Source organism: Azospirillum sp. Sh1 (assembly GCF_008365135.1).
GTDB classification, from domain to species: Bacteria; Pseudomonadota; Alphaproteobacteria; order Azospirillales; family Azospirillaceae; genus Azospirillum; species Azospirillum oryzae.
Genome location: NZ_VTTK01000002.1, coordinates 268,434 through 293,299 on the forward strand (window position 1 = coordinate 268,434; position 24,866 = coordinate 293,299).

Annotated in this window: 24 protein-coding genes; 6 read left to right on the top strand and 18 right to left on the bottom strand. The window is 68.5% G+C overall.

All coding sequences use genetic code 11. The features are described from left to right. Positions 1-249: 249 nt before the first annotated feature. From FZ029_RS04015 to FZ029_RS04025, 3 genes are all read left to right on the top strand, one after another. Positions 250-1,905 carry an FAD-dependent oxidoreductase gene (locus tag FZ029_RS04015; protein ID WP_149268104.1) on the top strand — a complete coding sequence of 552 codons (1,656 nt, stop codon included), beginning with the start codon at positions 250-252 and terminating at the stop codon, positions 1,903-1,905. A gap of 26 nt (positions 1,906-1,931) precedes the next feature. Beyond that, entirely contained in the window at positions 1,932-2,129 is a 198-nt protein-coding gene (locus tag FZ029_RS04020) for a DUF2783 domain-containing protein (protein WP_149268105.1), read from the top strand. A gap of 227 nt (positions 2,130-2,356) precedes the next feature. Next, on the top strand, positions 2,357-3,730 hold the full coding sequence (locus FZ029_RS04025) for a CocE/NonD family hydrolase (RefSeq protein WP_149268106.1): 1,374 nt from the start codon (positions 2,357-2,359) through the stop codon (positions 3,728-3,730). Between the two features lie 196 nt (positions 3,731-3,926). On the opposite strand, the gene infC is transcribed toward FZ029_RS04025, so the two are convergent. The 5 genes from infC to FZ029_RS04050 all read right to left on the bottom strand — a co-directional run bounded on the left by infC (position 3,927) and on the right by FZ029_RS04050 (position 9,631). Next, a complete protein-coding gene (gene infC, locus FZ029_RS04030) occupies positions 3,927-4,454 on the bottom strand; it encodes a translation initiation factor IF-3 (protein ID WP_042696225.1) in 528 nt (175 codons plus the stop codon). 84 nt (positions 4,455-4,538) lie between these two features. Further along, positions 4,539-6,503 (bottom strand): threonine--tRNA ligase, encoded by a 1,965-nt coding sequence (gene thrS / locus FZ029_RS04035; RefSeq protein WP_136704571.1) that lies wholly within the window; start codon positions 6,501-6,503, stop codon positions 4,539-4,541. Between the two features lie 276 nt (positions 6,504-6,779). Then, positions 6,780-8,057 carry an EAL domain-containing protein gene (locus tag FZ029_RS04040; RefSeq protein WP_247892140.1) on the bottom strand — a complete coding sequence of 426 codons (1,278 nt, stop codon included), beginning with the start codon at positions 8,055-8,057 and terminating at the stop codon, positions 6,780-6,782. A gap of 129 nt (positions 8,058-8,186) precedes the next feature. Continuing rightward, a complete protein-coding gene (locus FZ029_RS04045) occupies positions 8,187-9,260 on the bottom strand; it encodes a quinone-dependent dihydroorotate dehydrogenase (protein WP_149268108.1) in 1,074 nt (357 codons plus the stop codon). Further along, entirely contained in the window at positions 9,257-9,631 is a 375-nt protein-coding gene (locus FZ029_RS04050) for a DUF952 domain-containing protein (protein WP_085090219.1), read from the bottom strand. Before FZ029_RS04050 ends, FZ029_RS04045 begins: the two co-directional genes overlap by 4 nt. A 332-nt stretch (positions 9,632-9,963) precedes the next feature. Between FZ029_RS04050 and FZ029_RS04055 the strand changes: the two genes are divergently transcribed. Next, positions 9,964-10,182 (top strand): hypothetical protein, encoded by a 219-nt coding sequence (locus FZ029_RS04055; RefSeq protein ID WP_149268109.1) that lies wholly within the window; start codon positions 9,964-9,966, stop codon positions 10,180-10,182. A gap of 44 nt (positions 10,183-10,226) precedes the next feature. Here FZ029_RS04055 and FZ029_RS04060 read toward each other — a convergent pair whose 3' ends face one another. The 10 genes from FZ029_RS04060 to FZ029_RS04105 form a co-directional block, all read right to left on the bottom strand. Next, a complete protein-coding gene (locus tag FZ029_RS04060) occupies positions 10,227-10,547 on the bottom strand; it encodes a hypothetical protein (protein ID WP_109075942.1) in 321 nt (106 codons plus the stop codon). Between the two features lie 228 nt (positions 10,548-10,775). Further along, positions 10,776-12,302, bottom strand: coding sequence for a phage terminase large subunit (gene terL, locus FZ029_RS04065; protein WP_149268110.1), 1,527 nt, complete (start codon positions 12,300-12,302; stop codon positions 10,776-10,778). Beyond that, entirely contained in the window at positions 12,299-14,329 is a 2,031-nt protein-coding gene (locus FZ029_RS04070) for a glycosyl hydrolase family 28-related protein (RefSeq protein WP_149268111.1), read from the bottom strand. Before FZ029_RS04070 ends, terL begins: the two co-directional genes overlap by 4 nt. A gap of 232 nt (positions 14,330-14,561) precedes the next feature. Next, positions 14,562-15,368 carry a hypothetical protein gene (locus FZ029_RS04075; protein WP_149268112.1) on the bottom strand — a complete coding sequence of 269 codons (807 nt, stop codon included), beginning with the start codon at positions 15,366-15,368 and terminating at the stop codon, positions 14,562-14,564. Then, positions 15,368-17,263, bottom strand: a complete 1,896-nt coding sequence (locus FZ029_RS04080; RefSeq protein WP_149268113.1) for a hypothetical protein — start codon at positions 17,261-17,263, stop codon at positions 15,368-15,370. The genes FZ029_RS04075 and FZ029_RS04080 overlap by 1 nt, the downstream gene beginning before the upstream one ends. A 13-nt stretch (positions 17,264-17,276) precedes the next feature. Continuing rightward, on the bottom strand, positions 17,277-17,846 hold the full coding sequence (locus tag FZ029_RS04085; RefSeq protein ID WP_149268114.1) for a hypothetical protein: 570 nt from the start codon (positions 17,844-17,846) through the stop codon (positions 17,277-17,279). A gap of 78 nt (positions 17,847-17,924) precedes the next feature. Then, on the bottom strand, positions 17,925-18,197 hold the full coding sequence (locus FZ029_RS04090; RefSeq protein ID WP_149268115.1) for a hypothetical protein: 273 nt from the start codon (positions 18,195-18,197) through the stop codon (positions 17,925-17,927). A 63-nt stretch (positions 18,198-18,260) separates the two neighbouring features. Then, positions 18,261-19,079 (bottom strand): phage capsid protein, encoded by an 819-nt coding sequence (locus tag FZ029_RS04095; RefSeq protein WP_149197907.1) that lies wholly within the window; start codon positions 19,077-19,079, stop codon positions 18,261-18,263. Positions 19,080-19,368: 289 nt separating this feature from the next. Further along, positions 19,369-19,593 carry a hypothetical protein gene (locus tag FZ029_RS04100; protein ID WP_109152216.1) on the bottom strand — a complete coding sequence of 75 codons (225 nt, stop codon included), beginning with the start codon at positions 19,591-19,593 and terminating at the stop codon, positions 19,369-19,371. Next, positions 19,590-20,036, bottom strand: a complete 447-nt coding sequence (locus tag FZ029_RS04105; protein WP_149197905.1) for a Fur family transcriptional regulator — start codon at positions 20,034-20,036, stop codon at positions 19,590-19,592. Before FZ029_RS04105 ends, FZ029_RS04100 begins: the two co-directional genes overlap by 4 nt. A 141-nt stretch (positions 20,037-20,177) precedes the next feature. Here FZ029_RS04105 and FZ029_RS04110 point away from each other — a divergent pair, with 141 nt between their 5' ends. Together FZ029_RS04110 and FZ029_RS04115 are read left to right on the top strand one after the other, a co-directional pair. Continuing rightward, positions 20,178-20,741 carry a superoxide dismutase family protein gene (locus FZ029_RS04110; protein ID WP_149268116.1) on the top strand — a complete coding sequence of 188 codons (564 nt, stop codon included), beginning with the start codon at positions 20,178-20,180 and terminating at the stop codon, positions 20,739-20,741. Between the two features lie 318 nt (positions 20,742-21,059). Then, complete coding sequence (locus tag FZ029_RS04115) at positions 21,060-22,565, top strand: DEAD/DEAH box helicase (protein WP_149268117.1); 1,506 nt, start codon at positions 21,060-21,062, stop codon at positions 22,563-22,565. A gap of 74 nt (positions 22,566-22,639) precedes the next feature. Here FZ029_RS04115 and gstA read toward each other — a convergent pair whose 3' ends face one another. The 3 genes from gstA to FZ029_RS04130 form a co-directional block, all read right to left on the bottom strand. Further along, positions 22,640-23,254, bottom strand: a complete 615-nt coding sequence (gene gstA / locus FZ029_RS04120; RefSeq protein WP_149268118.1) for a glutathione transferase GstA — start codon at positions 23,252-23,254, stop codon at positions 22,640-22,642. 80 nt (positions 23,255-23,334) lie between these two features. Further along, positions 23,335-24,159 carry an acyl-ACP desaturase gene (locus FZ029_RS04125; protein WP_149268119.1) on the bottom strand — a complete coding sequence of 275 codons (825 nt, stop codon included), beginning with the start codon at positions 24,157-24,159 and terminating at the stop codon, positions 23,335-23,337. A 272-nt stretch (positions 24,160-24,431) separates the two neighbouring features. Beyond that, the gene (locus FZ029_RS04130) at positions 24,432-24,848 is read right to left on the bottom strand and encodes a F0F1 ATP synthase subunit epsilon (RefSeq protein ID WP_149268120.1); all 417 of its coding nucleotides are present in this window, start codon (positions 24,846-24,848) and stop codon (positions 24,432-24,434) included. Positions 24,849-24,866 lie beyond the last annotated feature (18 nt).

The window sequence follows — 24,866 nt, forward strand, 5'->3', positions numbered from 1 at the left end:
CGGTGTCTCTATCCGGTCTTTTGCCACGAGGCTACACCGCCGTACGCTGTACGCGATACTGATTTTCCGTCATAGTGAGCATGTCTGTATCGCTTCACCGACTCCCTCTCCAATCCTTCGGATCGGGGCTTGATTGGTATCAAATGAAACTGTATCGTTGGCAACAATAACAAATCACCGCAAAGCCGGCCGCTCCGCGGCCGGGCCGCCAACGCGTCCTGTCATGGTTTCCGGGGGAGGAAACGCCCAATGCACGCGACTTTCAGCTATCCGAAATACAGCTTTGTCCCGTCGGAGGAACAGCGCACCGGCACCGTCCGGCGCCATCCGGTGGTGGTCATCGGCGCCGGTCCGGTCGGGCTGACCGCCGCGCTCGACTTCGCGCGCAAGGGCGTGCCGGTGGTGGTGCTCGACGCCGAGGACACCGTCAGCGTCGGCAGCCGCGCCGTCTGCTATGCCAAGCGCGCGCTGGAGGTGTGGGACCGGCTGGGCGTCGGCCAGCGCATGATCGACAAGGGCGTGGTGTGGAAGATCGGCAAGGTCTTCAACGGCGACCGCATGGTCTACCAGTTCGACCTGCTGCCGGAGCCGGACCACAAGATCCCCGCCTTCATCAACCTCCAGCAATATTACCTGGAGGATTTCCTGGTCACGGAAGCGCGGAAGCACGACCTGATCGACCTGCGCTGGCTGTCGCGCGTCATCTCGGCCAAGCAGGAAGGCGACCATGTCGTGCTTCAGGTCGAGACGCCCGATGGCGTCCATGCGGTGGAGGCCGATTGGGTCATCGCCTGCGACGGCGCCAAGTCGTCGGTGCGCAAGATGCTGGGGCTGGAGTTCCAGGGCGAGGTGTTCAAGGACCGCTTCCTGATCGCCGACGTGGTGATGAAGGCCGATTTCCCGGCGGAACGCTGGTTCTGGTTCGACCCGCCCTTCCACCGCAAGCAGTCGGCCCTGCTGCACATGCAGCCCGACAATGTCTGGCGCCTGGATTTCCAGCTGGGTTGGGACGCCGACCCGGAGGAGGAAAAGAAGCCGGAGCGCGTCATCCCCCGCGTCCAGGCGATGCTGGGCGCCGACACGCCGTTCGAACTGGAATGGGTGTCTGTCTACACCTTCCAGTGCCGCCGGCTGGAGCGCTTCCGCCATGGCCGCATCCTGTTCGCCGGCGATTCGGCCCATCAGGTCTCGCCCTTCGGTGCCCGCGGCGCCAACAGCGGCGTGCCCGACGCCGACAATCTGGTGTGGAAACTGGCGCTGGTGCTGGACGGCAAGGCGCCGGACTCGCTGCTGGACAGCTACAGCGACGAACGGGTGGCGGCGGCCAAGGAGAACATCCTGAACTCCACCCGCTCCACCGACTTCATCACGCCGAAAAGCGAGATGAGCCGCGTCTTCCGCGACGCGGTGCTGGAGCTTGCGGTCGACCAGCCCTTCGCCCGCTCGCTGGTCAATTCCGGCCGGCTCTCCACCCCCACCACCTACACCGACAGCCCGCTGAACACGCCGGACACCGACGCCTTCGCCGGCAAGATGGTGCCGGGCGCCCCCGCCACCGACGCGCCGGTGGAGCGTGACGGCCATGCCGGCTGGCTGATGGAGGCGCTGGACGGGCGCTTCACCGTGCTCTACGCCGCTGGTGACGGGCCGGTTCCGGCCGAGGTGGCGGAAGCGCTGGACGGTCTCGCCGCCGGGCCGCTGCCGCTGGCCTGGCATGCGGTGACCGAACGGCGTCGCGGCATCGCCGGGGAGCTGGTGGACAGCGCCGGCCGCCTGCGCGAGCGCTACGACCTGACGCCGGGCAGCGTCTATCTGATCCGCCCCGACCAGCACATCGCCGCCCGCTGGCGCCGCTTCGACGCCGCCGCCCTGTCCGCCGCGCTGGACCGCGCCACCGGCCGCTGATCCCCTGATTTCCCGGAGTTGCACCCATGGCCAAACTGATGACCGAGCAGCGTTTCGCCAGCCCGGACGACGTGTACCAGTTGCTGATCGACAGCCACCGCGACCTGACCCCCGACCAGAGCACCCGCATGAACGCCAAGCTGATCCTGCTGCTCGCCAACCACATCGGCGACGCGGAGGTTCTGGCGGAAGCGCTGCGCGTGGCGCGGCAGGGGGTGGAGTAGGACGGCGTTGCCCCCTCCCTTCCCATGCTGACGCATGGGCCCCTTCCCTCCCCCGCCTTCGGCGGTAGAGGGAGTTACGCGCAATTGCGGCGGCGGTCCCCTCTCCCACCGAAGGTGGGGGAGGGTTAGGGAGGGGGCAATCGCAAGCATGCACCTCCCCCCTGACGCCAAGCCAAAGTTGGCGTACAAGAGCGCAGCCCCTTTCCGTCGCGGAGACTGCGCCGACCATGACCCTGCGCCGCCTGCTTCCCCTGCTGTTCATGCTGCTGTGCTGCGGTCCCGCCCTGGCGGAGGGGCTTACGCAGACGGTGCTGTCGATCCCCGCGCGCTTCCCCGACGGCAGTTCCGCCACGCTGGAGGCGATGCTGCTGCGGCCGGACGGCCCCGGCCCCTACCCCATCGTTCTGCTCAGCCATGGCACGCCGCGCAACCCGGCGGACCGGGCGCAGATGACACCGCTGCGCTATCTGCCGGAAGCCCGCGAATTCGCGCGGCGCGGCTGGGCGGTGGTGGCGGTGATGCGGCGCGGCTATGGCGGATCGGACGGTCCCTACAGCGAGACGACCGGCGCCTGCAGCAACCCCGACTACCTGCACTCCGCCCACCAGAGCGCCGAGGATCTGCGTCAGGCCGTCCGCTATGTCGCGGCCCAACCCTTCGCCGACGCCAGCCGCATCGTCGCGGTCGGCGTCTCGGCCGGCGGGCTTGCCAGCATCGCGCTCAGCGCCGATCCGCCGCCGGGACTGAAGGCCGCCATCAGCTTCGCCGGCGGCCGCGGCTCCGTCGCCGACAACGAGGTCTGCCAGGAGAACCGGCTGGTCGCCGCCTTCGGCACGCTGGGCCGCAGTTCGCGCGTTCCCACCCTGTGGATCTATGCCGAGAACGACCTGTTCTTCGGCCCCGACCTCGCCCGGCGCCTGTGGGAGGCCTTCATTCATGAGGGCGGACGGGCGGAGTTCATCGCCGCCCCGCCCACCGGCAAGGACGGGCATGGCTTCTTCAGCACCGCCATCCCGCAATGGACGCCGATGGTCGACCGGTTCCTGGCGAAGAACGGGCTGGTGCTGCGCGACACGCCGATGACGCTGTCGCTGCCGGCGCTTCCGCCGCCGCCGGAGCTGTCCGCCGCCAATCGCGCGAAGTTCCCCGCCTATGTCGAGGCCGGCGGCAACAAGGCCTTCGCCGTGTCGCCCGATGGCGCCTATGGCTGGAAGTCGGGCATGCGCAGCCTGGACGAGGCGCAGAAGGGCGCGCTGGAGAATTGCGCGTCCCACACCCAGAAGGGCTGCCGCATCGCCTATCTCAACGACCGCCCGGCCGGCGCCGCCTCCGCCGATGCCACCCCGGCGGAACCACCGCGTGGCACCCGCGTCAGGCTGGAGCCGCCGCAGGAATTGTCTGCCACCGGCCGCGACAAGTTCGGCGCCTATGTCGAGGCTGCCGGGCGCAAGGCATTCGCGGTGTCGCAGGACGGCGCCTTCGGCTGGAAGTCCGGCATGCCCAGCGAGGACGCCGCCCGCCGCGGCGCCCTGGACAACTGCGCCAAATTCACCCGCCACACCTGCTATGTCGTCATCGTCGACGACCGGCCGCTGCGCTGAGGAAAGTCGAGAGCAGGTTGCCCCCTCCCCGACCCTCCCCCGCTTTGCGGGAGAGGGAGTAAGTGTCGAAGCGGCAGATTTCCCTCTCCGGCGAAGCGGGGGAGGGTTAGGGAGGGGGCAAGGCACTGCCGCATTCAGCAAAGAAAAAGGCCCGTCCGGCATCCCGGACGGGCCTTTTCCGTACCCTCGCCCCGCGTCAGCGCGGAGCCAGAACCATGACCATCTGGCGACCTTCGAGCTTCGGCATCTGCTCGACCTTCGCCAGCGCCTCCAGCTCGTCGCGGACGCGGACCAGCACATTCATACCCAGATCCTGGTGCGCCATTTCACGGCCGCGGAAGCGCAGGGTCACCTTGACCTTGTCGCCCTCCTCGAGGAAACGGCGCGCCGAGCGCATCTTCACGTCATAGTCGTTGTCATCGATGTTCGGCCGGAGCTTGATCTCCTTGACCTCGATGATCTTCTGCTTCTTGCGGGCCTCGTTCGCCTTCTTCTGCGCCTCGTACTTGAACTTGCCATAGTCGAGGATTTTGCAGACAGGCGGTTCCGCCTGGGGAGCGATCTCGACCAGATCGAGACCGGCATCCTCAGCGGCCAGCAGAGCATCGCGCAACGACACCACCCCGATCATCTCGCCGTCGGCACCGACGAGACGAACGGAACGAGCCGAGATCTCCCGGTTAACCCGCGGGCCATCGCGGGTCGGGGCGGCTTCGGACGGAATCCTGGCTATGGACGCTTCTCCATGGTCTGAAACCACGCGGAAGCCGGCCGTCCAGAGGACGGGCCGGCGGCGTCGCGCGGTCGGTTAAAACGGCGAGTCGGTCACGGTCTCGCCGGCAGGCGATCTCGCTTCCTCAACCAGTTTAGCCACCGCGGCGTCGAGGGCAAGAATTTCCTGATCCTTGCCGCCCAGCACGCGGAGCGCGACCGTCCGCTCATCCGCTTCCCGCTTTCCGACAACCAGCATCAGGGGGACCTTCTGCAGGCTGTGTTCGCGGACCTTCAGATTGATCTTCTCGTTGCGGGTGTCGAGTTCGACGCGCAGGCCCTTGCGCTTCAACAGCTTCGCCACTTCCTCGGCATAGCCGTCGGCCTCGCTGGTGATGGTGGCGACGGTGACCTGCACCGGCGACAGCCACAGCGGGAACTTGCCGGCGTAATGCTCGATCAGCATGCCGATGAAGCGTTCCATCGACCCCAGGATCGCCCGGTGCAGCATGATCGGCCGATGGCGGGCGCCATCCTCGCCGATATAGCTGGCATCGAGTCGTTCCGGCAGGTTCGGGTCGTACTGCAGCGTGCCGCACTGCCAGGTCCGGCCGATGGCGTCGGTCAGGTGGAATTCGACCTTGGGGCCATAGAAGGCGCCCTCGCCCGGCAGTTCCTCATACTCCAGCCCGGCGTCGCGCAGCGCCTGGGCCAGCGCGCCTTCGGCCCGGTCCCACAGCTCGTCGGCGCCGGTGCGGACGTCCGGACGCAGAGCCAGCTTCACCGAGATCTTGTCGAAGCCCAGGTCCTTGTAGACGCCGAGCTGCAGCTTGAAATACTCGGCCGCCTCGCTCTGCACCTGATCCTCGGTGCAGAAGATGTGGGCGTCGTCCTGGGTGAAGGCGCGGACGCGCATGATGCCGTGCAGCGCGCCCGACGGCTCGTTGCGGTGGCAGGCGCCGAACTCCGCCATGCGGATCGGCAGGTCGCGGTAGGACCGCAGGCCGTGCCGGAAGATCTGGACATGGCCGGGGCAGTTCATCGGCTTGATGCCCAGCAGCTTCTCGCCGCCGTCGGCTTCCACCTTGAACATGTTGTCGCCATACATGTCCCAGTGGCCCGACGCCTTGAACAGCGAGCTGTCGATCAGCTGCGGCGTCTTGACCTCGACATAGCCGGCGGCCTTCAGCTTGGTGCGGATGTAGGTTTCCAGCGTCTGGTAGAGCGTCCAGCCCTTCGGATGCCAGAACACCGAGCCGACCGCCTCTTCCTGCACATGGAACAGGTCCAGTTCCTTGCCCAGCTTGCGGTGGTCGCGCTTCTCCGCCTCCTCGATCTGGTGCAGGTAGGCCTTCAGCTCCTTCTCGTCGCGCCAGGCGGTGCCGTAGATGCGCTGGAGCATGGGGTTGCGGCTGTCGCCGCGCCAATAGGCGCCGGCCACCTTCATCAGCTTGAAGCCCTGGCCGACCTTGCCCGTCGTCATGGCGTGGGGCCCGCGGCACAGATCCAGCCAGTCGCCCTGGCGGTAGATCGACACCGGCTCGCCCTGCGGGATCGCCTCGATCAGCTCGGCCTTGTAATGCTCGCCGAGCTTCTTGAAGTAGGCGACCGCCTCGTCACGGTCCCAGACCTCGCGGACGATGGGGATGTCGGCCCCGACGATCTCGCGCATCTTCGCCTCGATCTTCTCCAGATCCTCGGGCGTGAACGGCTCGTCGCGCGCGAAGTCATAGTAGAAGCCGGTGGCGATCGACGGGCCGATCGTGACCTGCGTGCCGGGATACAGCTTCTGCACAGCATCGGCCAGCACATGGGCGGCGTCGTGGCGGATGACCTCGAGGGCGTCGGCGTGATTGCGCGTGACGATCTCGATCTTGGCGTTGGTAGTGACGGTGGTGGTGAGGTCCTTCACCGTGCCGTCGATCTTGACGGCAAGCGCATCTTTGGCCAGGCGCGAACCGATGGACTGGGCAATCTCGAGCCCCGTCACCGGCCGGTCGAACTCCCGCACGCTGCCGTCGGGCAGCGTGATGGCGATGTTGGACGTCACCGAAGTCACCATTTCACTAGTGTTGGTCTCACCCGCATCGGGTGCCCGGACTTGGCCGGGAACGCGAAATTTCCATCGCCGCGTGGGGGAATGTCAAGCGCGGTGGCGGAAATCAAGGGGAAAGGACTGGCGCAGTGCGCTTTCCCTGCACTGCAAAATGTTGCTGCGCCGGCCCCCTCCCCGACCCTCCCCCTCTTCGAGGGAGAGGGTGCCTTATGCGAAGCGGCGGCAGTCCCCTCTCCCGCGCCAGCGGGGGAGGGTTAGGGTGGGGGCATCATCGTCCACGCCTCACTCCGGCTTCCGGCTCAGCCTCGGCTCACCGAACAAATAGCCCTGGCCGAAGTCGAAGCCGGTGTCGAGCACATCGACCAGCTGGTTCTCCGTCTCGATCTTCTCGACGATCAGGTCGATGCCCTCGGCGGCGCAGCGGTGGCGCAGTTCGCGGATGCGCCCGGCATTGGCGGGGTCCAGCACCAGCGCGCGGTCCAGCTTGATGCAGCGGAACTCGTGGCGCAGCAGCCGGTCCAGGTCGATGGCGAGATCCGTCACCTGATCCATGGAGAAGCGGAAGCCCAGCCGCGCCAGCTGCGACAGGATGCCCATCGTCACCGCCCCGCCGACCCGCAGATCGTGCTGGCTCAACTCGAACACCAGCTTGGGCACCAGGGCGTGGTTCTGCGCCATCATGTTCAGGAACTGGCGCATGAACTCCGCATCGGCCAGCGTCGCGGCGGAGATGTTGGCGAAGAAACCGATGGCGTGCTGGCGCCGCTCCGTCTCGCGGATCAGCTGGACGCAGCGGACCAGCAGCAGATTGTCGATGGTGGCGATCAGCCCCTCGCGCTCGGCGATGTCGAGATAGCGGTCGGGCATGATCTGCTGCCCGTCGGCGGCCCGCACGCGCGAGAACACCTCGTAGAAGCGATGCTTGCGCTGGGGCAGGCTGACGATGGGCTGGAGATAGACGTCGATGCGGTCGGCCTTCAGCGCGTCGCGCACCGCCTCCAGCACCGCGGCGTCGTCCATCGGCACGGCCACCGGCGCGGACGGCGCGGCGGTGGACGGAGCGGTGACGGACGGGGCCGGCGCGGGGCGGCGCTCCGCACTGGCGGCCGGCGGCCGGGGCGCGCGCCGTTCGGTCAGGCGGGCGACCAGCGACTGCAGCAGCCTCACCTCCTGCATCACCGCGTCGTAGCGGCCCCCGCCGTCTGGCTGGGCGCCGGGATCGGCGGCGAGCCGCTGGTCCAGCAGATGGGCCAGTTCCTCCACCCGCTCATTCAGCCGGGCGATGCGGCGGGCGGCCTTGCGCTCGCGCTCCAGCCGCGTCACCACGTCATGGACCAGTGCGCCCGCCAGCGCCACCAGCGCGCCGGCCAGCAACGCCACCAGCGGATCGGCCTCCGGGCGCAGCGCCCACAGCGCCGCGCCGGCCGAAACCCCGGCGATCAGATAGGCCAGCGCATAGACGAGGTGCGTCAGCAGGGTCATCGCGGGAACCAGGGTGAAGGGAACGGCCGCGGATGAGGCGGCGGTTCCGGGGCGGAGGTCGGCGGTCAGGGCCTTCACGGGTGCGCAGCCTCCGGCAGGAGCATGACACGGAACCGCGCGGGTGTCCCAACCCTGGGACCCACTGTCGGGACACCCGCTTGACGATCCGTTAATGCTACGCCCCTGCCCGCCGCATCCTGCGGACCCTCAGCGGTGATCCGCCCCCACCGCCTCGGCGACGGAGCGGAAGCCGTCGCGACGCAGCAGCTCCGCCAGTTCGCGGCGGATGCGGTGCACCACCGCCGGCCCGGCATAGACCATCGCCGAATAGAGCTGCACCAGCGACGCGCCGGCCCGGATCTTGGCATAGGCGTCCTCGCCCGTCGCCACGCCGCCCACCCCGACGATCGGCAGCCTGCCGCCGGTCAGCGCGTAGATCTCGCGGAGGACGGAGGTCGAGGGCTCGAACAGCGGCGCGCCGGACAGGCCGCCGGCCTCGCCGCGCATCGCCGCCGGGATGATGTCGGGCCGGGCGATGGTCGTGTTGGAGACGATCAGCCCATCGATGCCGGACTCCAGCGCCACCGCGGCGATGTCGCTCTTGTCCTCCACCGTCAGGTCGGGGGCGATCTTCAGCAGCAGCGGCGGATTGCGGCTCAGGCCGCAGGCGGCCCGCGCCTCCAGCACCCGCTCCAGCAGGGCGCGCAGCGGATCGCGGCCCTGCAGCGCGCGCAGTCCCGGCGTGTTGGGCGAGGAGACGTTGACGACCAGATAGTCGGCCAGCGGCGCCAGCCGGCGCACGCCGATCACGTAATCGTCGGCGGCATCCGCCGTGTCCTTGTTCTTGCCCAGGTTGGCGCCGACGATGCCGGGCGCGCGCCTGGCCTTCTCGCGGCGGCGCTCCAGCCGTTGGGCGAAGGCCTCCAGCCCCTCGTTGTTGAAGCCCATGCGGTTGATGACCGCACGCTGCTCCACCAGCCGGAACAGGCGGGGGCGCGGGTTGCCGGGCTGGGGCCGCGGGGTGACGCTGCCGGGTTCGACGAAACCGAAGCCCAGGTTCAGCATGGCGTCGACCACCTCGGCATTCTTGTCGAAGCCGGCAGCCAGCCCGACCGGGTTGGTGAAGTCCAGCCCCCAGACGCGGGTGTGCAGAGCCGGCTCGTCCTTGCCGCGGGCCGGCGGGACCAGTCCCGACTTCAGCGCCTTGATGGTCAGGCCATGCGCGGTCTCGGGGTCGAAGCGGAACAGCAGCGGCCCGGCAAGCGGATAGAAGTCGATCACGGAACGAGGTCCTGAAGGGTGAAGGGAAAGCCGGCCGGGAAGACATGGCGCCCGTCCGGCCCCAGCGGCAGCGGATCGACGCGCAGCACGGCATCCACCGGCAGCGGCCCGTAGAGGTGCGGGAACAGTTGCCCGCCGCGCGACGGCTCCCAGCGCAGGGCGTCGCCCAGCCGGTCGGCGTCCACCGTCAGCAGCAGCAGGCCGTCCTGGCCGGCGCGGTGCTTGGCGGCGCTCTCCACCACCTGCGCGGCGGTCGAGAAATGGATGAAGCCGTCCTGGACATCCTGGGACGAGCCGGGATAGCGGCCGGCCGGGCGGGCGGCGTCCCACTCGTCCGCGCGGCACATGTGATGAATGATGCGGTCGGTCATGGCGGTGGGACACTAACCCAACGCGCGGCCACCGGCCAGAGACCTCGAAGCCGCAGCTTCGCAGCAGGTTGGAAACCCACCGCTCTGCTCACCACGGCACAACGCAAGATCGACTCCCCGAATGCAATTCCGCACGCTTCGCGCGTTGCATTTTGCAAAGCACACTCGAAACTATTCGGCATTTTGCGGGTATTTTTGAAATTCGGCGGCGCCCTTCGCCGCCGGATCGGCCGGGTCGCCCCTTCAACCTCCGCGATTCCCTGACTTCAGGCCGTTCACACCGGTTGGCACCGCTTTTGCTGTGACGGTTCCAAGTCAACGGAGGACCCGCCATGAACGCGATTGCCATGCCCCTGATGAAGAAGAGCCAGCCCTGCGATACCAATCTGGGCGCCTCGGTCACCGCCATGGGCGCGCTTTGCGAACCGGGTCAGACCGCGGTCCCGCTGAAGCCGAGCGCCACCATGCTGGCAGCCGGCGCGCGGGCCGGCGGCGTGTCGGTCGAGGTCGCCTGGAAGATCTACCAGGCGATGATCCATCACGCCGACTGAGCCGGCCCGCCCGGTCAAGGTCCCGGTCAAGGTCAAGGCCCCGGTCAGCGCCGCCCGCCCTCGAACGGCATGAAGCCCGAATCGAGCTTCGTCTCGATCCGCAGCAGGTGGTCGGTCAGCCGCTGTTCCACGTCCTTGAGCGTCGCGAAGGAGACATAGGTCTTCGCGACCTCCAGCTTGTATGCGGCAAGGCTCTCGCGCACCTGCGCCTGAGCCTCCTCGGCCCGGCTGCGCAGATCGTCCAGCGCGCTGTCCGCATCCTTGCGCACCCGCGCGATCAGCCAGAACAGCCCGCCCATTGCCGGCAGCTCGACGGCGGTGATCCACCAGGCGAGATCCAGGCCTCCAGTCAGGGCATCATGCATCGGGGTCTCCCGTTCGTATGGTGTGGGGATGTCGAAAACAAAAATCTTCTCGGCTGCCTGCCCTTTAAGCCGGAACGCCGCCCAACCGACCGTCATCCCCGCGAAGGCGGGGATCCAGGAAGCTCCGCATCCAAGTTCTTGAACGCGCCGGATTCCCGCCTTTGCGGGAATGACGGTCGAGAGGACGGGATGCAGACTTCGACTTCAGAGAGCGGGCGACCGCCACATTCAAAGATCCCAGTCCGCCGGCGCCATCACCGTCCCCGCACCGCGCCAGTCGGGGCGGCGTTCGGGCGCGGCGGTGCTGCGGTCGAAGCGGTAGGGCTCGGCTCCCAGGCAGCCGGCCACCGCGTCCAGCCCGTCGTCGGGCCCGCGATACCGGCCGTCAGGGCGCCAGTCGCGCATTTCGCGGATAAGCGGCGTTTGCCAGACCTGCCGATGGGCCAGCAGGCGGCGATCAGCCAGCAGGGCGTCGAAGGCCTTGATGATGCGATCCGCCTTGGGCGTGCGGCTGTTCTGCTCGACCACCCCGGCGGCCAGCCGATCGTCGCGCAGCCGTTTGCGCAGCAGTCCGGGCAGGAAACGGCCAAGGCCGTTGATCTCGATGTGGACCGCCGGCAAATGGTTGTCGGCCAGGAAGCGGGAAACCTGCCGGCATTGCTGGTCGGCCTCCGTCTCCTCCGCCTTGGGATCGACGGCCAGATACAGCACCCGGTGCAGGTAGAAGCGCTCGTTCTCCCCGGCGAAGACCGCGGCGACCACGCTGCCGTCGCCACCCCTGCTCCTGCCGTCCCCCTCCCCCGCCGGCCGGGCGAAGGCCGGGTCCCACCAGCAGGTGGCCGACACCAGCTTCACCCCGTCCAGCGTCAGCACCGCGCGGCCCAGCGCCTCGCGATACTCCAGCTCCGCATCGTAGCGGCCGAGATTGTCGACATTCAGCACCCCGTCGGTGATGCTGACCGGGCGCAGCAGCATCTGGCTGGTGAATTTGTTGGGGCCGGTGGATTTGCGGATGCGGGCGACATGCGCCTCGCCGAAGCGCTCCTTCCAGGTGTAGGTGCGCTTGCCCTGCTCATCCTCGGTATAGACCGGCAGGACTTTCCGCTCGAACCCGTCCAGGAAGGGCGGGCTGCCGTCGTCGGTCTCCTCGGCATAGAGGCTGTCCTGCGCATGCGGCGTGCCGACATAGAGCTGCGCCCCGCCCGGCACCAGCACATATTCCAGTTCCGACAGACGCTCGCGCAGGGCCGCCCGCTTCACCGCGGTGTCGGCGTTGCGCGGCACCTCCACGTCGTCGCAGATCACCACGTCGGCGCGGCTGCCGGTGATGTTGCCGCCGATGCCGGCTGCCGCCATCGACGGGTCGCGCAGTTCCATCGGCCGCACCACGGTGAAGCGGTCGGCCGCCCACTGGTCGCGCTCCCTGGTCGGCGGCTTCAAATGGCTGCAGCCGGGATGGCGTTCCAGGATGCGCTTGACGTTGCGCACCATCTTCATCGCCAGCTTCAGGTCGGCGGCCAGAACCAGCAGCCGGCGGTTGGGATCGCGCAGCAGCAGCCAGGCCGCGAACAGCCCGACCAGGGTCGATTTGCCCGACCCGCGGAAGGCCATCAGCAGCATCCGCCGGTTCGGCCCGGCCACATGTTCCTCCAGCCATCCCGCCATCTCCGCATGGTGGGCGGGGGTCTTCAGCTCCACCATGGCGTTCCAGCCCTGGACGAAGCCGGCAAAGCTGTCGTCGTCCTTCCCTGTCATGGATTCCGCCCCAGGATGTGCCAGCCGGCGCCGTTCGACATCGCCGTCACCGCATGGCCCTGCGCGGTCAGCGCGATGGCCTCGTTGTCCGGCCCGCCGCCGCCGGTCTGGGTGACGGTGACGCGGTTGCCGCCGGTGTCGGACTTCTTGACGGTGACCGTCCGCCCGACCGCATGCGGCGCCGACGGCGCCGGCAGCCGCACCTCCACCGCCCCGCTCCAGGCGCTGACCAGATAGAGCTGCTGGTTCAAATCCGGCTCGAACAGGCCGGGGGTGTCGTGATAGTGGGCGTTGCCGGGCTGGCTGTTGCCGGCGACAACCCACCAGCCGGCCCCGTTCGACACCAGCGTGACGAAGTCGTACCGGTTTCCCAGCGACAGCGCGCGCCCGTCCGGCCCCGGCCCGCCGATCTCCGTCACCGTCAGCGGGTTGGTCGACGCATCGGTGCGCTTGATCGTGACCGCATGGCCATTGGCATTCTCGGCTTTTGGTAGACGCAACTCGACCGCCCCGCCATAGGCGCTGGCCAGATAGACCGAACTGCTCAGGTCCAGCGCCACCAGCCCGCCCGTGGCCGGCTCCACATACTCGGTGTCGTAACGCAGCGCCTCCACCACCAGTTCGGTGACGCGGCTGCGCTGAAGCCGGTTCTTCTCCGGATAGCCGGCATTGACCGCCGTATATTGCCCGCCCGACCGGTCGAGGATCGCCGGCCCGGCGGCGGCGGAGAACAGGTTGATGATCGCCGTCTCCACCGACCCGGCATCCAGCTGCAGGTTCGGCAGGGCGCCCAGCGACTCGGCGTAGAAATTGACGATCAGCGTCTTGTCGGTGACGGAGCCGACGCGGAAACAGGCCTCCGCCTGCGGCCACAGATTGGCCTCGCAATCGAAGAAGGCGTTGTTGAAGCGCCCCTGCTCCACGAAAAATCCGCAGCCGGTCATCGGCGCCGACAGCGAATAGACCCGCACCGCATGGAACCGGTTGGCGTTCGGCGTGTCGCCCGCCCCCGTCCGCGTCAGCCACACCCCATGGCGCGACGGCCGCGCCACCAGCACGCGGGCGATGTTGTTCCAATAGCAGGGGAAATTGGGGTCGATATAGCCGTCGAAGACCAGCCCCACCTCCGGCTCCCAGAATGTCAGGTCGGTCAGGCTGTTCTGCACGCAAGGCCCGTCGCGCCCGAACAGCCGCACCCCCGCCTTGCCCTGCTCCAGCCGCAGGCCCGACAGGGTGGCGTAGCCGTCCGGCAGATGAATCAGGTCGAAGCCGTTGGACGCGCCGCGGATCACCGACGCCTGCCCCGCCCCGTAGAGCGTCCGCCCATGACCGAGCGTCAGCGTGTTGGCGATGCGGTAGGTCCCCGGCGGCACGAACACCGCGTGGGCCGAGGTCAGCGCCGCCTGCAGGGCCAGCGTGTCGTCGACCAACCCGTCGCCCACCGCCCCGAAATCCTTCACCGATACGAGGTCGGCCAGCTTGTCGCGCACCGGCCGGGCGGTGGCCCCGGCCCCCGGCGGCACATAGGTCGCCAGCGCCTCCTCGTCCACCGGCGGGCGGATCGTGGGGTTGCCGGCACTGTCGAAGGCCAGCAGCTTGCCCTGGCGCAAGGCCCGCTCCGGCAGCAGCGGCGAGGCCGGCAGGTCGCTGTCGCCATAGCGCAGCATCAGCTCCTGATCGCCAGCCACCTGCTGGAGCATCGCCGTCAGCCGGTCCAGCTCGCCATTGAGGGCGGAGGCCGGCAGCGGCCCACTCTCGCCGAAATCGCTGCGCCGTTCGATGGGAAGCCGGCGGCGCAGCAGCACCAGTGTTCCATCCGCCGGCGCCGCGGCAAAGGTCACCGTCCCGCCCGCGCTGGCGCCGGCCCCACCGACGGCATAACCGGTGCTTTGCAGCGCGGCGCCCAGGAAGACCTGCAGATCCTCGTCGGCGAAGATCGGAAACGGGTAGGTGAAGACCCGCTGCATGCCGTCGGCGAGATACTGCACGCGCGGAGTCCCGCGCGGGATGAGAAGCGACGTGGTCATCGGGGGTCTCCGCGAAGACTGTGAAGTGCCCTCCCCCGTTCCGGGCTACGGCATTTCCCACATCTCACGACGTTGATAGGTTTCTGGAACCTCGGAAACTTTGCGTCACCCCCGCGAAGGCGGGGGTCCAGGGTGCTCCGCGGATCGGCCGCAGAGCCGGCTGGATTCCCGCCTTCGCGGGAATGACGGCCGAAAGAATGCCGTAGCCAGTCCGAGGAGAGGGAGCCGTTCCTCAAAAGAACTTGCTCATGTATTCCAGCCGCTGACGGTCGGCGAGTTGCGACAACTCCAGCAGGTTGCGGCGCTTGGCCTCGTCCAGGCTCTGCTGGATGGCGGCGCGTTTCAGCTGGTCGGTCGCCTGGGCGTCCTTGTGCTCGGTCTCGCTGGAGTTGGTCAGCCCCAGCAGGATCGCCTCGCCCGAGCCGTCCTGTGCGGTCACCCCCCGCGCGCCCAGCCCGGCGCGGGTCTTGCTGACCGCCTGCCGCAATGCCGCCAGCCGGCGCTGCTCGGCGGCGTCCGCCGCGGCGGTCAGCTGGGCCAGCTGGGTCTGCGCGTCGGTTTCCTTGGCGCGGACCGCCTCCTCCTGGCTGGCGCGCAGCTGGGCCAGCGTCTGTTCCTGGGACCCGCGGAAATCCTCCATCTCCTTGGCCCGCGCCGCCGCAGCAGCCGCGGCGGCGGCCTCGTCCTTCTGGCGCTGCAGCTCCTGCTCCCGTTGGCGCAACTCGGCGTCGTGGCTCCACTGGCGGGCCTGCGCCTCGGCCTCCAATTGGGCCTGCTGCTGGCGGGCGGCGGCTGCGGCCTGGGCGCTGCGTTCGGCCGCCGCCGCTTCCTCGCGGTATTTCTGCTCCAGCGCCGCCTGGGCGGCGGCAGCCTGCGCCGCATCCTGCTGGCGCTTGTATTCCAGTTCGGCAGCCGCTTGCTGGGCTGCCGCCTGTTGCGCGGCGGCGCTGGATTGGCCGGCGCCGGCGTTGCGCACGGTGCCGATGACGGAGTTCGCCAGCGGCAACGCCGTGGTCACGAGGGGAGTGATTCCACCCATCAGTCGTTCACCTTCAATTCCATGGTCACGGAAAGCAGCGTGAAAGGCAGCGGCGCATCCTGCTCGATGCGCCACAGGGGCACGTCGGTGTCGTGGCGCCAGCCGAGCGCCCGCAGGCGTCGGTCGCCGGACACGCGCGGCGGCACCCCGCCGGCCGGTTGCGGCCCCAGCCGGTGAAGCGGAAGTTCCTGCAACCCACGTCCCAGATCGACGCGCAGCGCCGCCGTCTCCTCCAGCCGGAAGGTGACGGCGACCAGCCGGACGATGTCGGCCCCGGTCGCCTGCCCCAGCAGGTTGGGCGGCAGCGGTTCGATCCGGTGGGTGTAGGGCAGACCGATCTCCACCTTGCGCGCCGGCGGATCGAGCGTGACGCTGCCCGCCTGCACGGTGGCGGGGTTGCGGATCACCCCGTCCGCGACGATGGCGACCGTCCGCCCCTCCAGATGCGCCAGCCCACCCCAGACGGCGGTTGCCTCACCCCTTTCGCCGGTGATCGCGGCGTCGAGGTTCAGCGCGTCGTCGAACCGCTCGACGGTCCACACGCCCCGCCGCTCCACCAGCGCATAGACCTCGTCCCCCACCGCGGCGACGGAGCGCACCGCCCCGTCGGTCTCCAGCAGGGTCCAGGCGGTGACATTCTCCGCCCGGTAGGCGGTCAGCGCCCCCAGCGTGCCGTCCTCCATCGCCACGAATAGCAGCCGGCGGTTCTGGTCATAATCCTGATCGCGCGGGCTGGACACCAGATGGCGGGCCAACAACGCCAGATCGTTGGCCTGATAGGCCGCTTCGGTGTCGGTGTAGAGGAACTCGCGGATTTCGCGCCGGTTGCGCGGCACGAACAGCGTCGCCCCCTCCACGTCGCGCGGCGGGATGGCGCGGTCCATCGGCGAGCCGATGCGGGTCTGCCGGTTGACCTGCATGCTCTGCGGGGTCAGCGGGTCGCCGGTCACCATATATTCGGCGCCCGACGTAAAGACCTGCAGATGCCGGCCGGAGAAGACGGCGCGCACCGCGTTGACCTGATCGGACAGGATACCGAACTCGATGGCCTGATCGTCCAGCCCCTCGCCCAGGTCGAAGTTCCAGATCTGGGCGGAGCGCGACAGCCACAGCCGGTTGGGCAGGTCGCGCGACCCGCCGATCACCAGCCGGTCCTGATGGAAGGCCGCCGACACCGGCCAGCCGCGCAACACCGAGAAGGCCTGCTCCTCCCATTGCGTCGTCGGCTGGGTGTCGGCCAGCGTTTCCTTGACCGTCGCGTTGATCTGGGTGGCCGACACCACGCCGGTCACCAGCAGTTGCTTGCCCTTGATGCGGATGCGGGTGCCGTCATGGCGCGGGTCGAACACCGGGGCCGACGCGGTGACGCCGATCGCCCCGCTGGTGCCGGACGGCGTCACCGTCACCGCCGGATCGCCGAAGCGGTGGAAGGGCGTGCGCACCAGTTCGCCTTCGACCGCGAAAATCCACTCGGCCAAGGTCCACCCGCCATCGTCGCCGCGCGTCAGCTTGCGCGGCGGCAGGTCGGGGTGGCAGACCAGCAGCGTGTCGGCGCTCTGCGTCCAGGTGATCTGCGCCAGTTGCGTCAACGTCCAGGGTGCGGCAACCGAGGCCAGCTTGGTCCCGCCCTGGAACACGTCGATCCAGCCGTCGGTGAAGACCAGCAGATAGGTCTGCTCGGCATTGCGCTCGAACGCCACCAGCCGGCCATCGCCGCGGGCCAGCGCGGTGAAGGCGAGGCCGGAGCGCCGGGTCACCCCGCCGGTCGGGTCGATGAACAGGTTGCGCAGCGCCAACGCGCCGTTGTCATAGGCCTTGAGATCGCCGCGTCCGAGCAGGCGGCGCGACACCTCGCCGGCGGTGAAGTTGGTCTTGACCTGATGCAGCCGTCCCATCACGCGCTCCTCATCATGCCCGCGCGTCGATCAGGGTGAAGTCCTCGAAGCCGGGCTGGCTGTCCTGCTGGGCGTCGATCTGGCGGGCGCGGCGGAACTCGCTCTCGGCCAGCTGGGCCAGCAGCTCCGCCCGCGTCGAGCTTTCGGTCAGCGGCAGGCAGAATTCGGCGGCGAGCCGGGCGATCAGCGCCTGGTCGAAGAAGGCGGGAAACTCCTCCTCCGCCGGGCGGCCGATGTAGGACAGGGTGACGGCGCCGGCATCGCACAGCAGCGTCCGACCGATGATGCGATAGGACAGGCCGCGTCCCCGCCCGTCGCCGCCCGCCCCCAGCGCCCGCAGGAAATCGGCCGGCAGCTGGAAGGCGCCGGCATAATCGGCGACCGGCGGCTCGGCCAGCCGCGGCAGCGTCGCCTGGACGCTGGCGAAGCTCCAGGCATTGGCCGACAGCAGCGCGTCGCGCGTCGGCGCATAGAGGGCGGCGGCCACCTCCGCCTCCGCTGTGCCGTCGTCGAAGGAGGCGATGGCGGTGGCGCCGAGCTTGATCAACGCCCGGCCGCACAGGCCGATGGCGGTCAGGGCCATGGCAACTCTCCCTTTCCAGGGTTCCGGGAAGGCGTCGCCCTTCATGGTCGACGTGCGGCGCCCTCCCCCTTCGGCGGATCAGTCGCTGTTGGCGCTGCCGAACGGCGTCAGGTTGGCGACATCCACCGCCCCGTTGGCGCTGGCGGCCACCACCAGCACGCCGGCCGCCGGGCTGGCGGTGCCGACCGCACAGTTCGCCAGCAGCATGTCGCCCACCCGCAGCAGGTCGGCGGCGCCGTTGAAATAGCCGGCGGTGTCGACATCGGTCGCCACGTCGCGCGTGGTGTAGTGCCAGAGCGTGAAGCCGTTCGCATAGGCGAGCACGCTCAAATCCTTGGACGCATAGGCCATGGATCGAAGACTCCGGATTTTTGTGGGGGGAAGCGGAAGAGAGGAGGGATCACCCTCCCCCGCTCAGCTCTCCAGGCAGCGCAGGGTCACCACGCCGGTGGTGTCGATCAGCGCGGCGCCCTGGCTCATCATGTTGTTGACGAAATGCGCCGCGCGGTCGCCGTGCCAGGTGATGTCGGTCTTCACGTCGGCACCCGCCGCATGGCCGACCGCCGTCTTGTGGTACCAGTGGCAGAGCCGGACGCCGCCGTTCAGGGTCAGGCCGGAATGCGGCAGCCACAGCGTGCCGAGCCAGCGCTTGGCCTGGGTGCCGCGCCAGGGCAGTTCGTCGGAGCCGACATAGTCGGAGCTGGCGAACTCCTCGATGCCCAGCAGCTGGCTCCACTGCTTCCAGCCGACGACGGCATAGCGCTGGCCGTCGTCCGGCACGTCGGCCTCGCCCATCATCTCGAAGGCGGCCAGGATCTTCGCCTTGGTCAGCCCGTCGGTGGCGCCGCCGGCATAATTGACGGACTTGTTCAGCTCGGCGATCAGCAGCTCGTCGGTCTTGCGGCCCAGCGCGTAGGCGCCGGCATTGGCGATGATCTGCCGCTCGTCGATGTTGGTTTTCAGCTCGTCCAGCCGGTCGACCCAGTCGCCGGCATAGAAATCGTACAGCGCGCATTCCACCGGCGTGTGGTCCAGGTTCATCACCGGAACCGCGCCGTGGCGCGACTTGGTGGAGGCGGCGCCCTTGCCCACCTTCTGAAAGACGGTGGAGGCGCCCTGCACGTTGTTCTTGCTGCGCACCGTGTTGCGCAGCTTGGAGCCCATGCGCTGATAGGCCTCGTGGACCTCGCGCTCGAACTGCTTGACGAAAGCCTGGGCGATGCTGGTCGACATAGGTGTATTTTCCTTTCGCGTTCCTGCGGCTCCCGCTCGGGGACGGCGGGAGGGATCGTTCCGCCATCCGGTTGTCGGGATGCGTGCGGGACGCAGCGCCGGCCGCGGGCGAAACGCGAAAACGAAAAGGGCCGGCCGGACCTTCGAGTGTCCGGCCGGCCCTTTTCGGACCGAAGCGAGGGGGGAGCTTTGGTGCTGTCGGGCGGCAGGTCCGAGGGGCGGACCCATCGCCTTGACAAGATTGGTTCTAGGATTTTATGCGGTGAAGATCAAGGACTATTTTCACATATCAATGCCGAACCGGCCCGGCAACCCAATGGCTGACGATGGTCTCCGCCTGGGCCGGCGGGATCTCCGGATGGTGGTAGCGATACACGGTCACCGCCGCCTCCAGCGCATAGCGTTCCGGCTGGCCGCAACGGCAAAGGCCGGAATAGCAGCGCTGCACCGCGTCGCGGCAGGCGATGGCATCGGCAATCGGCTGATCGGCCTCGAAGAAACGGGGATCGGTCATGGACGCTCCTCCTCATCCCGGGCGTCGTCACCGGCGTCGTCCAGCGGCACGCCGTAGATTTCCAGCCGATGGCCGACGATCTTGTAGCCAAGTTCGTGGGCGATCCGCTCCTTCATCGCCTCCAGCTCAGGGCTGGCGAACTCGATGATCCGGCCGGTGCGGGTGTCGATCAGGTGATGGTGGTGGTCGGCCGTCGCTTCCTCGTACCGCGCACGCCCATCGCCCAGATCGACACGCTCGATCACCTGCGCGTCCTCCAGCAGCCGCATGGTGCGGTAGACGGTGGCGATGGAGATGCGCGGGTCGATCTGAACGGCGCGGCGATGCACCTCCTCGACGTCGGGATGGTCGTCCGCCTCCGACAACACCTGGGAGATGACGCGGCGCTGCCCGGTCATCTTCAGCCCCTTCTCCATGCACAATGCTTCCAGACGCGACGTCATAACCCCAACCCTGGTCTTTGCTTGCCGATACCCCCATCATACTGAAAACCGTTCGCAATCCCAGAGCGGTTTCGCAGCGGCGCAACGTCGCGAATCCGCCGGCCGCCCACGCGACCCGGCCAATATGGAGGACCCACCGGAATGTCCCACACCCTGTTCCGCTCCTCGTCGATTCCGGGGCCGATCCCGGCCCTGCTGTTCGCCGGCCTGTCGCTGGCGACCGCCCCCGCTTTCGCCCAACAATCCGCCGCCGCCCCCGCCCCGGCCGCCCAGGCCGCCATCGCCGATGCCCAGGGCAAGCCGCTGGGCACCGTCACCTTCACCAAGTTCCCGCACGGCATCCTGGTGCATGGCCAGCTGGAAGGGCTGCCGCCGGGTTGGCACGGCATCCACATCCATGAAAACGGCGCCTGCACCCCCGATTTCAAGGCGGCCGGCGGCCATTTCGGCGCCCAGGGCTCCAAGCACGGCCTTGAGTCCGAACACATGCATTACGGTGAGCTTCCCAACATCTGGGCCAACGAGGCCGGAAAGGCGGGCTTCGAGGCGATCACCCACATGGTCAGCCTGACCGACGGCGCCGACGGCCTGTTCAAACAGGGCGGCACCTCGATCATCATCCATGCCCAGCCCGACGATTATCTCAGCCAGCCCGCCGGCAACTCCGGCGACCGCCTCGCCTGCGGCATCATCAAGAAGCCGTAAACGCCGACGAACGGCACCGGGGCGCGACCATATGCCGCAGCTTCACGGCGTCGGTTCGCGCCCTTTCCCCTCCTGTCACGTCTCCGCTCGTCCCTGCGCAACACTCCGCGCACCCCTGCCGCGCGACGAGTTTGCTTGCCAAATCAAGCCACCGGCCCTATCTGTCCAGGGTCGGACGGCGCCCGGCGCCGCGCAGGACTTGCGCTCGCCTGATCGCCCGCCGCCCGACGGCTCCGCGCCAACCCGCCGCGGAGCGCGCAAGCCCGGCCGCTCCCTCCTGGCGCGGCCCCCATTCTGGTGACCAGGACCATCGCTTCCATGACCGAATTTTCCGGCCTCGGCCTGATCGAGCCTCTTCTGCGCGCCGTCGCGGAGGAGGGATACTCCACGGCCACGCCGATCCAGGCCGGCGCCATCCCGCTTCTTCTGGCCGGCCGCGACGTGCTGGGCCTCGCCCAGACCGGTACCGGCAAGACCGCCGCCTTCACGCTGCCGATGCTGCAGCGGCTGTTCCAGAACAAGAAGCGCGTGGCCGCCAAGTCGCCGCGCGCCCTGATCCTGACCCCGACACGTGAACTGGCGCTGCAGATCGGCGACAGCTTCACCACCTATGGCCGCCATCTGCCGATCCGCCGCACCGTCATCCATGGCGGCGTCGGCCAGAGCCCGCAGGTCGCCGCCATCGCCCGCGGGACGGAGGTGCTGATCGCCACCCCCGGCCGCCTGCTCGACCTGATGGCGCAGAACCACGTCAATCTCGGCGGCATCGAGCTTTTCGTGCTGGACGAGGCCGACCGCATGCTCGACATGGGCTTCATCCGCGACGTGCGGAAGGTGGTCGCGGTGCTGCCGAAGGAGCGGCAGACCCTGCTGTTCTCCGCCACCATGCCCGACGCGGTGGTGGACCTTGCCAACAGCATCCTGACCGATGCCGAGCGCATCGAGGTGACGCCGCAGTCGACGACGGTGGAGCGCATCAACCAGCGCGTCCTGTTCGTCGAGCGCAGCGACAAGCGCCGCCTGCTGGCCGACCTGCTGGAAGACAGCGCGATGGCCCGCACCATCGTCTTCGCCCGCACCAAGCATGGCGCCGACCGCATCGCCGACCATCTGAAGAAGGCCGGCATCGCCGCCGACGCCATCCATGGCGACAAGTCGCAGTCGGCCCGCGTCCGCGCGCTGGAAAGCTTCCGCGCCGGCGAATTGCGGGCGCTGGTGGCGACCGACATCGCCGCGCGCGGCATCGACATCGACGGCATCAGCCACGTCATCAACTTCGATCTGCCGAACGAGCCGGAAAGCTACGTCCACCGCATCGGCCGGACCGCGCGCGCCGGCACCGACGGCAGCGCGGTGTCCTTCTGCGACCATGAAGAGGTCGGCTATCTGAAGGACATCGAGAAGACGATCCGCCAGCCGATCCCGTCCGACACCACCCACCCCTACCATGCGGTGGACGTGGCGCAGATCCACGCCTCGTCCAAGCCGCCGCCCCGCCCCAAGGCGCCGGGCAGCAACCGCAACCAGAACAACCGCAACCAGCAGCAGGCCCGCCCGGCGAACGCCGCGCCGAAGGCCGCCCCGAAGGCGGCGCAGCAGCCTGCCAAGGCTCCGCAGCCTGCCAAGGCTCCGCAGAAGGCCGGCAAGCCGGCCGGCGCGCCGCGTCCGGACGCCGCCCGCAACGACCAGAACCGCCACGACCGCCGCCCGGCTCCGCATGCCGTGTCGCATGGCAACAGCCAGGGGAGCGGCAAGCAGGCGCCGCGCGCCGCCGGCACTCCCGGCGGCAACACCCCGCTGCGCCGCAAGCCCAGCGCCGCCTGACCCTGACAGCGCCCACGAAAAAGGCCCCGCCTCACCGAGACGGGGCCTTCTTTCTTATCCGGACCGGCCGACCGTCAGCCTTGGGCTTCGGCGGCGTGCGCCGCCTGCACCGCCGGACGGGCGGCCACGCGCTCGGCGAAGGCCACCAGGTTCGGCCAGGGCGACAGGTCGAAGGCGATGCGCGGCAACCAGCTCAGCACCGTATAGGCATAGGCGTCGGCGACGGTGAAGACCTCGCCGGTCAGATAGGCCTTGCCCTCCAACTGCTGGTTCAGAACCGACAGCTTGGCGCCCAGCACCTTGGCGGCAAAGCCCTTGTACGTCTCCGACACCACGTCCTTCAGCATCGGGAACAGCGGGACGACGCCCTTGTGCAGTTCCGACCCGATGAAGTTCAGCAGTTCCTGCACGCGGTAGCGCTCCATCGTGCCCGCCGCCGGGATCAGGCCGCTGTCCGGCACCTTGTCGGCGATGTACTGCACGATCACGGCACCCTCGGTCAGGATGCCGCCCTCATCGAGCGCCAGGGTCGGCACTTGGCCCTTCGGGTTCACCGCGCGGAAATCGCTGCCGTCGGCCAGCGTCTTGGTGACGAGATCGACCTTGATCAGATCGAAGGGCAGCCCGGCCTCGCGCAGGACGATGTGCGGCGACAGCGAGCAGGCGCCGGGCTTGTAATAGAGCTTCATGTCTCCGAAACCCTCGTTGGGTGGTTTAGGCCATCATGGCTACCCCAAAGAGGCCGGCGCCGCCAGCGTCGCGGCGGGAGTCAGACCGCCTGGGCCGCCAGTTTCCTGGCCTGCCGGTCGATGAACCACCAAGCACCGCGCGAGGCGACGCTGCACAGCCGCGTGTGCGGCTTCAGCCCGCAGGCCTTGAACACCATGGCGATGGCGCGGTCGACATGCTTGCGGCGATAGCGGCCGAAGGCGCGCCGCTTGTAGGCGGCGTTGTAGAGCTTGTGCTCGTAGGCGGCGTCGGCCGGGGCGTTGGCGGCGTAGTAGGCATAGGCCAGCTCGTCGTCCTCCGACTCGCCGATGCGCGACAGCGCCACCTTCAGCCGCTGCACCTTGTTCAGCCCTTCGCGGTCCAGATACTTCTTGGCGTAGGTGTAGAAGATCTTGTAGTGGCGCAGCTCGTCGGCGGCGATGTTGCGGCAGATCTCCTTCAGCACCGGCTCGTCGGTCGAATCACCGATGGCGGCGTAGTAGGAGCTGGTGCCGGTCTCCACCATGCAGCGGGCGATCATCTCGCCGGTGCGCGAGCCGCGGACCGAGGCGTCGAGGTCGATCGGCACGCGGTAGCCGGCGCGGAAGCGCTCAACCGCCGCGCGGAAGTCGAAGGTCGGATCGACCAGCTCGGCCCAGCGGCCCAGCGCCTCGCCATGCTGGACCTCCTCGATCGCCCAGCCGCGGGCGGCCTCCTGGAACTCCGGATCGTCCTTGAAGACGTTGCACAGATAGGCTGTGTAGTCGTCGGCGTTGAATTCCACCAGGGCCGCCGCCTTGATCAGCGGGACCAGATCAGGATCGATCTTGCTGGCGTCGAAACGGTCCCAGGGAAGCTCGTCGATTCGCCAATGCGCACGCGCCATGTCCGCTCTACCGCCTCGTTCTGGGCCGCGCTGCCGTTGCGGCCGGTTCATATCGGGAAAGGGTTTGCCGCTCCCGTGTCCCCGCCTTTATGCCGTCGGGTGCGGCGGGGTTCACGGTTCAGGCCTTCGAATGTAATCGCTCTTTCTCGCGATGCAACCAAGTCGCAACGCGAACGGGCGGCCTGGATGCCCAAGCCGCCCGTTCGACCGAAGAGATATATGCCGTTGGCTCCGGATTCCCAACAGACCGGAACCGGGCCGACGGCCTCCGCTCAGTGAGCGGAGGTCTGGGTCAGCGCGTCCAGCTTGGCGCGCGCGACGGCCAGTTTGGCCTCGGCGGCGGCGCGCTCGGCGTCCGACTTGCTGTCGTCCACGTCCTCGGACAGGTCCTTGATCTGCTTCTCGACCGTGGCGCGGTCCAGGTCGGTCAGCGCCACCGCTTCCTCGGCCAGCACGGTGCAGCGGGCCTCGGTGACCTCGGCGAAGCCGCCGGCGACGAAGACGCGGTCGACCACGCGGTCGCCCTCATAGACGTCGATGACACCCGGACGCACGGTCGAGATCATCGGCGAATGACCGGCGAGCACGCCGAAATCGCCTTCCGAACCCGGCACCACGACCATGTCCACGGGCTGCGACTTCAGCAGCTTTTCCGGCGAGACCAGCTCGAATTCGACTTTATCGGCCATGGGTTTCCTGGTGCCTCT

Excerpts from the sequence above, each read along its gene's own strand:
- FZ029_RS04095 (WP_149197907.1), bottom strand. The coding sequence starts at position 19,079 with ATGTCGACCAGCATCGCCCAGGCTTTCGTCAAGCAGTTCGAGCGCGAG.
- FZ029_RS04050 (WP_085090219.1), bottom strand. The coding sequence starts at position 9,631 with ATGACCGACCGCATCATTCATCACATGTGCCGCGCGGACGAGTGGGAC.
- thrS (WP_136704571.1), bottom strand. The coding sequence starts at position 6,503 with ATGGTGACTTCGGTGACGTCCAACATCGCCATCACGCTGCCCGACGGC.
- FZ029_RS04055 (WP_149268109.1), top strand. The coding sequence starts at position 9,964 with ATGAACGCGATTGCCATGCCCCTGATGAAGAAGAGCCAGCCCTGCGAT.
- FZ029_RS04130 (WP_149268120.1), bottom strand. The coding sequence starts at position 24,848 with ATGGCCGATAAAGTCGAATTCGAGCTGGTCTCGCCGGAAAAGCTGCTG.
- FZ029_RS04085 (WP_149268114.1), bottom strand. The coding sequence starts at position 17,846 with ATGGCCCTGACCGCCATCGGCCTGTGCGGCCGGGCGTTGATCAAGCTC.
- FZ029_RS04075 (WP_149268112.1), bottom strand. The coding sequence starts at position 15,368 with ATGGGTGGAATCACTCCCCTCGTGACCACGGCGTTGCCGCTGGCGAAC.
- FZ029_RS04025 (WP_149268106.1), top strand. The coding sequence starts at position 2,357 with ATGACCCTGCGCCGCCTGCTTCCCCTGCTGTTCATGCTGCTGTGCTGC.
- FZ029_RS04115 (WP_149268117.1), top strand. The coding sequence starts at position 21,060 with ATGACCGAATTTTCCGGCCTCGGCCTGATCGAGCCTCTTCTGCGCGCC.
- FZ029_RS04015 (WP_149268104.1), top strand. The coding sequence starts at position 250 with ATGCACGCGACTTTCAGCTATCCGAAATACAGCTTTGTCCCGTCGGAG.
- FZ029_RS04080 (WP_149268113.1), bottom strand. The coding sequence starts at position 17,263 with ATGGGACGGCTGCATCAGGTCAAGACCAACTTCACCGCCGGCGAGGTG.
- FZ029_RS04105 (WP_149197905.1), bottom strand. The coding sequence starts at position 20,036 with ATGACGTCGCGTCTGGAAGCATTGTGCATGGAGAAGGGGCTGAAGATG.
- FZ029_RS04070 (WP_149268111.1), bottom strand. The coding sequence starts at position 14,329 with ATGACCACGTCGCTTCTCATCCCGCGCGGGACTCCGCGCGTGCAGTAT.
- FZ029_RS04060 (WP_109075942.1), bottom strand. The coding sequence starts at position 10,547 with ATGCATGATGCCCTGACTGGAGGCCTGGATCTCGCCTGGTGGATCACC.
- FZ029_RS04110 (WP_149268116.1), top strand. The coding sequence starts at position 20,178 with ATGTCCCACACCCTGTTCCGCTCCTCGTCGATTCCGGGGCCGATCCCG.
- FZ029_RS04020 (WP_149268105.1), top strand. The coding sequence starts at position 1,932 with ATGGCCAAACTGATGACCGAGCAGCGTTTCGCCAGCCCGGACGACGTG.
- FZ029_RS04100 (WP_109152216.1), bottom strand. The coding sequence starts at position 19,593 with ATGACCGATCCCCGTTTCTTCGAGGCCGATCAGCCGATTGCCGATGCC.
- terL (WP_149268110.1), bottom strand. The coding sequence starts at position 12,302 with ATGACAGGGAAGGACGACGACAGCTTTGCCGGCTTCGTCCAGGGCTGG.
- FZ029_RS04125 (WP_149268119.1), bottom strand. The coding sequence starts at position 24,159 with ATGGCGCGTGCGCATTGGCGAATCGACGAGCTTCCCTGGGACCGTTTC.
- gstA (WP_149268118.1), bottom strand. The coding sequence starts at position 23,254 with ATGAAGCTCTATTACAAGCCCGGCGCCTGCTCGCTGTCGCCGCACATC.
- FZ029_RS04090 (WP_149268115.1), bottom strand. The coding sequence starts at position 18,197 with ATGGCCTATGCGTCCAAGGATTTGAGCGTGCTCGCCTATGCGAACGGC.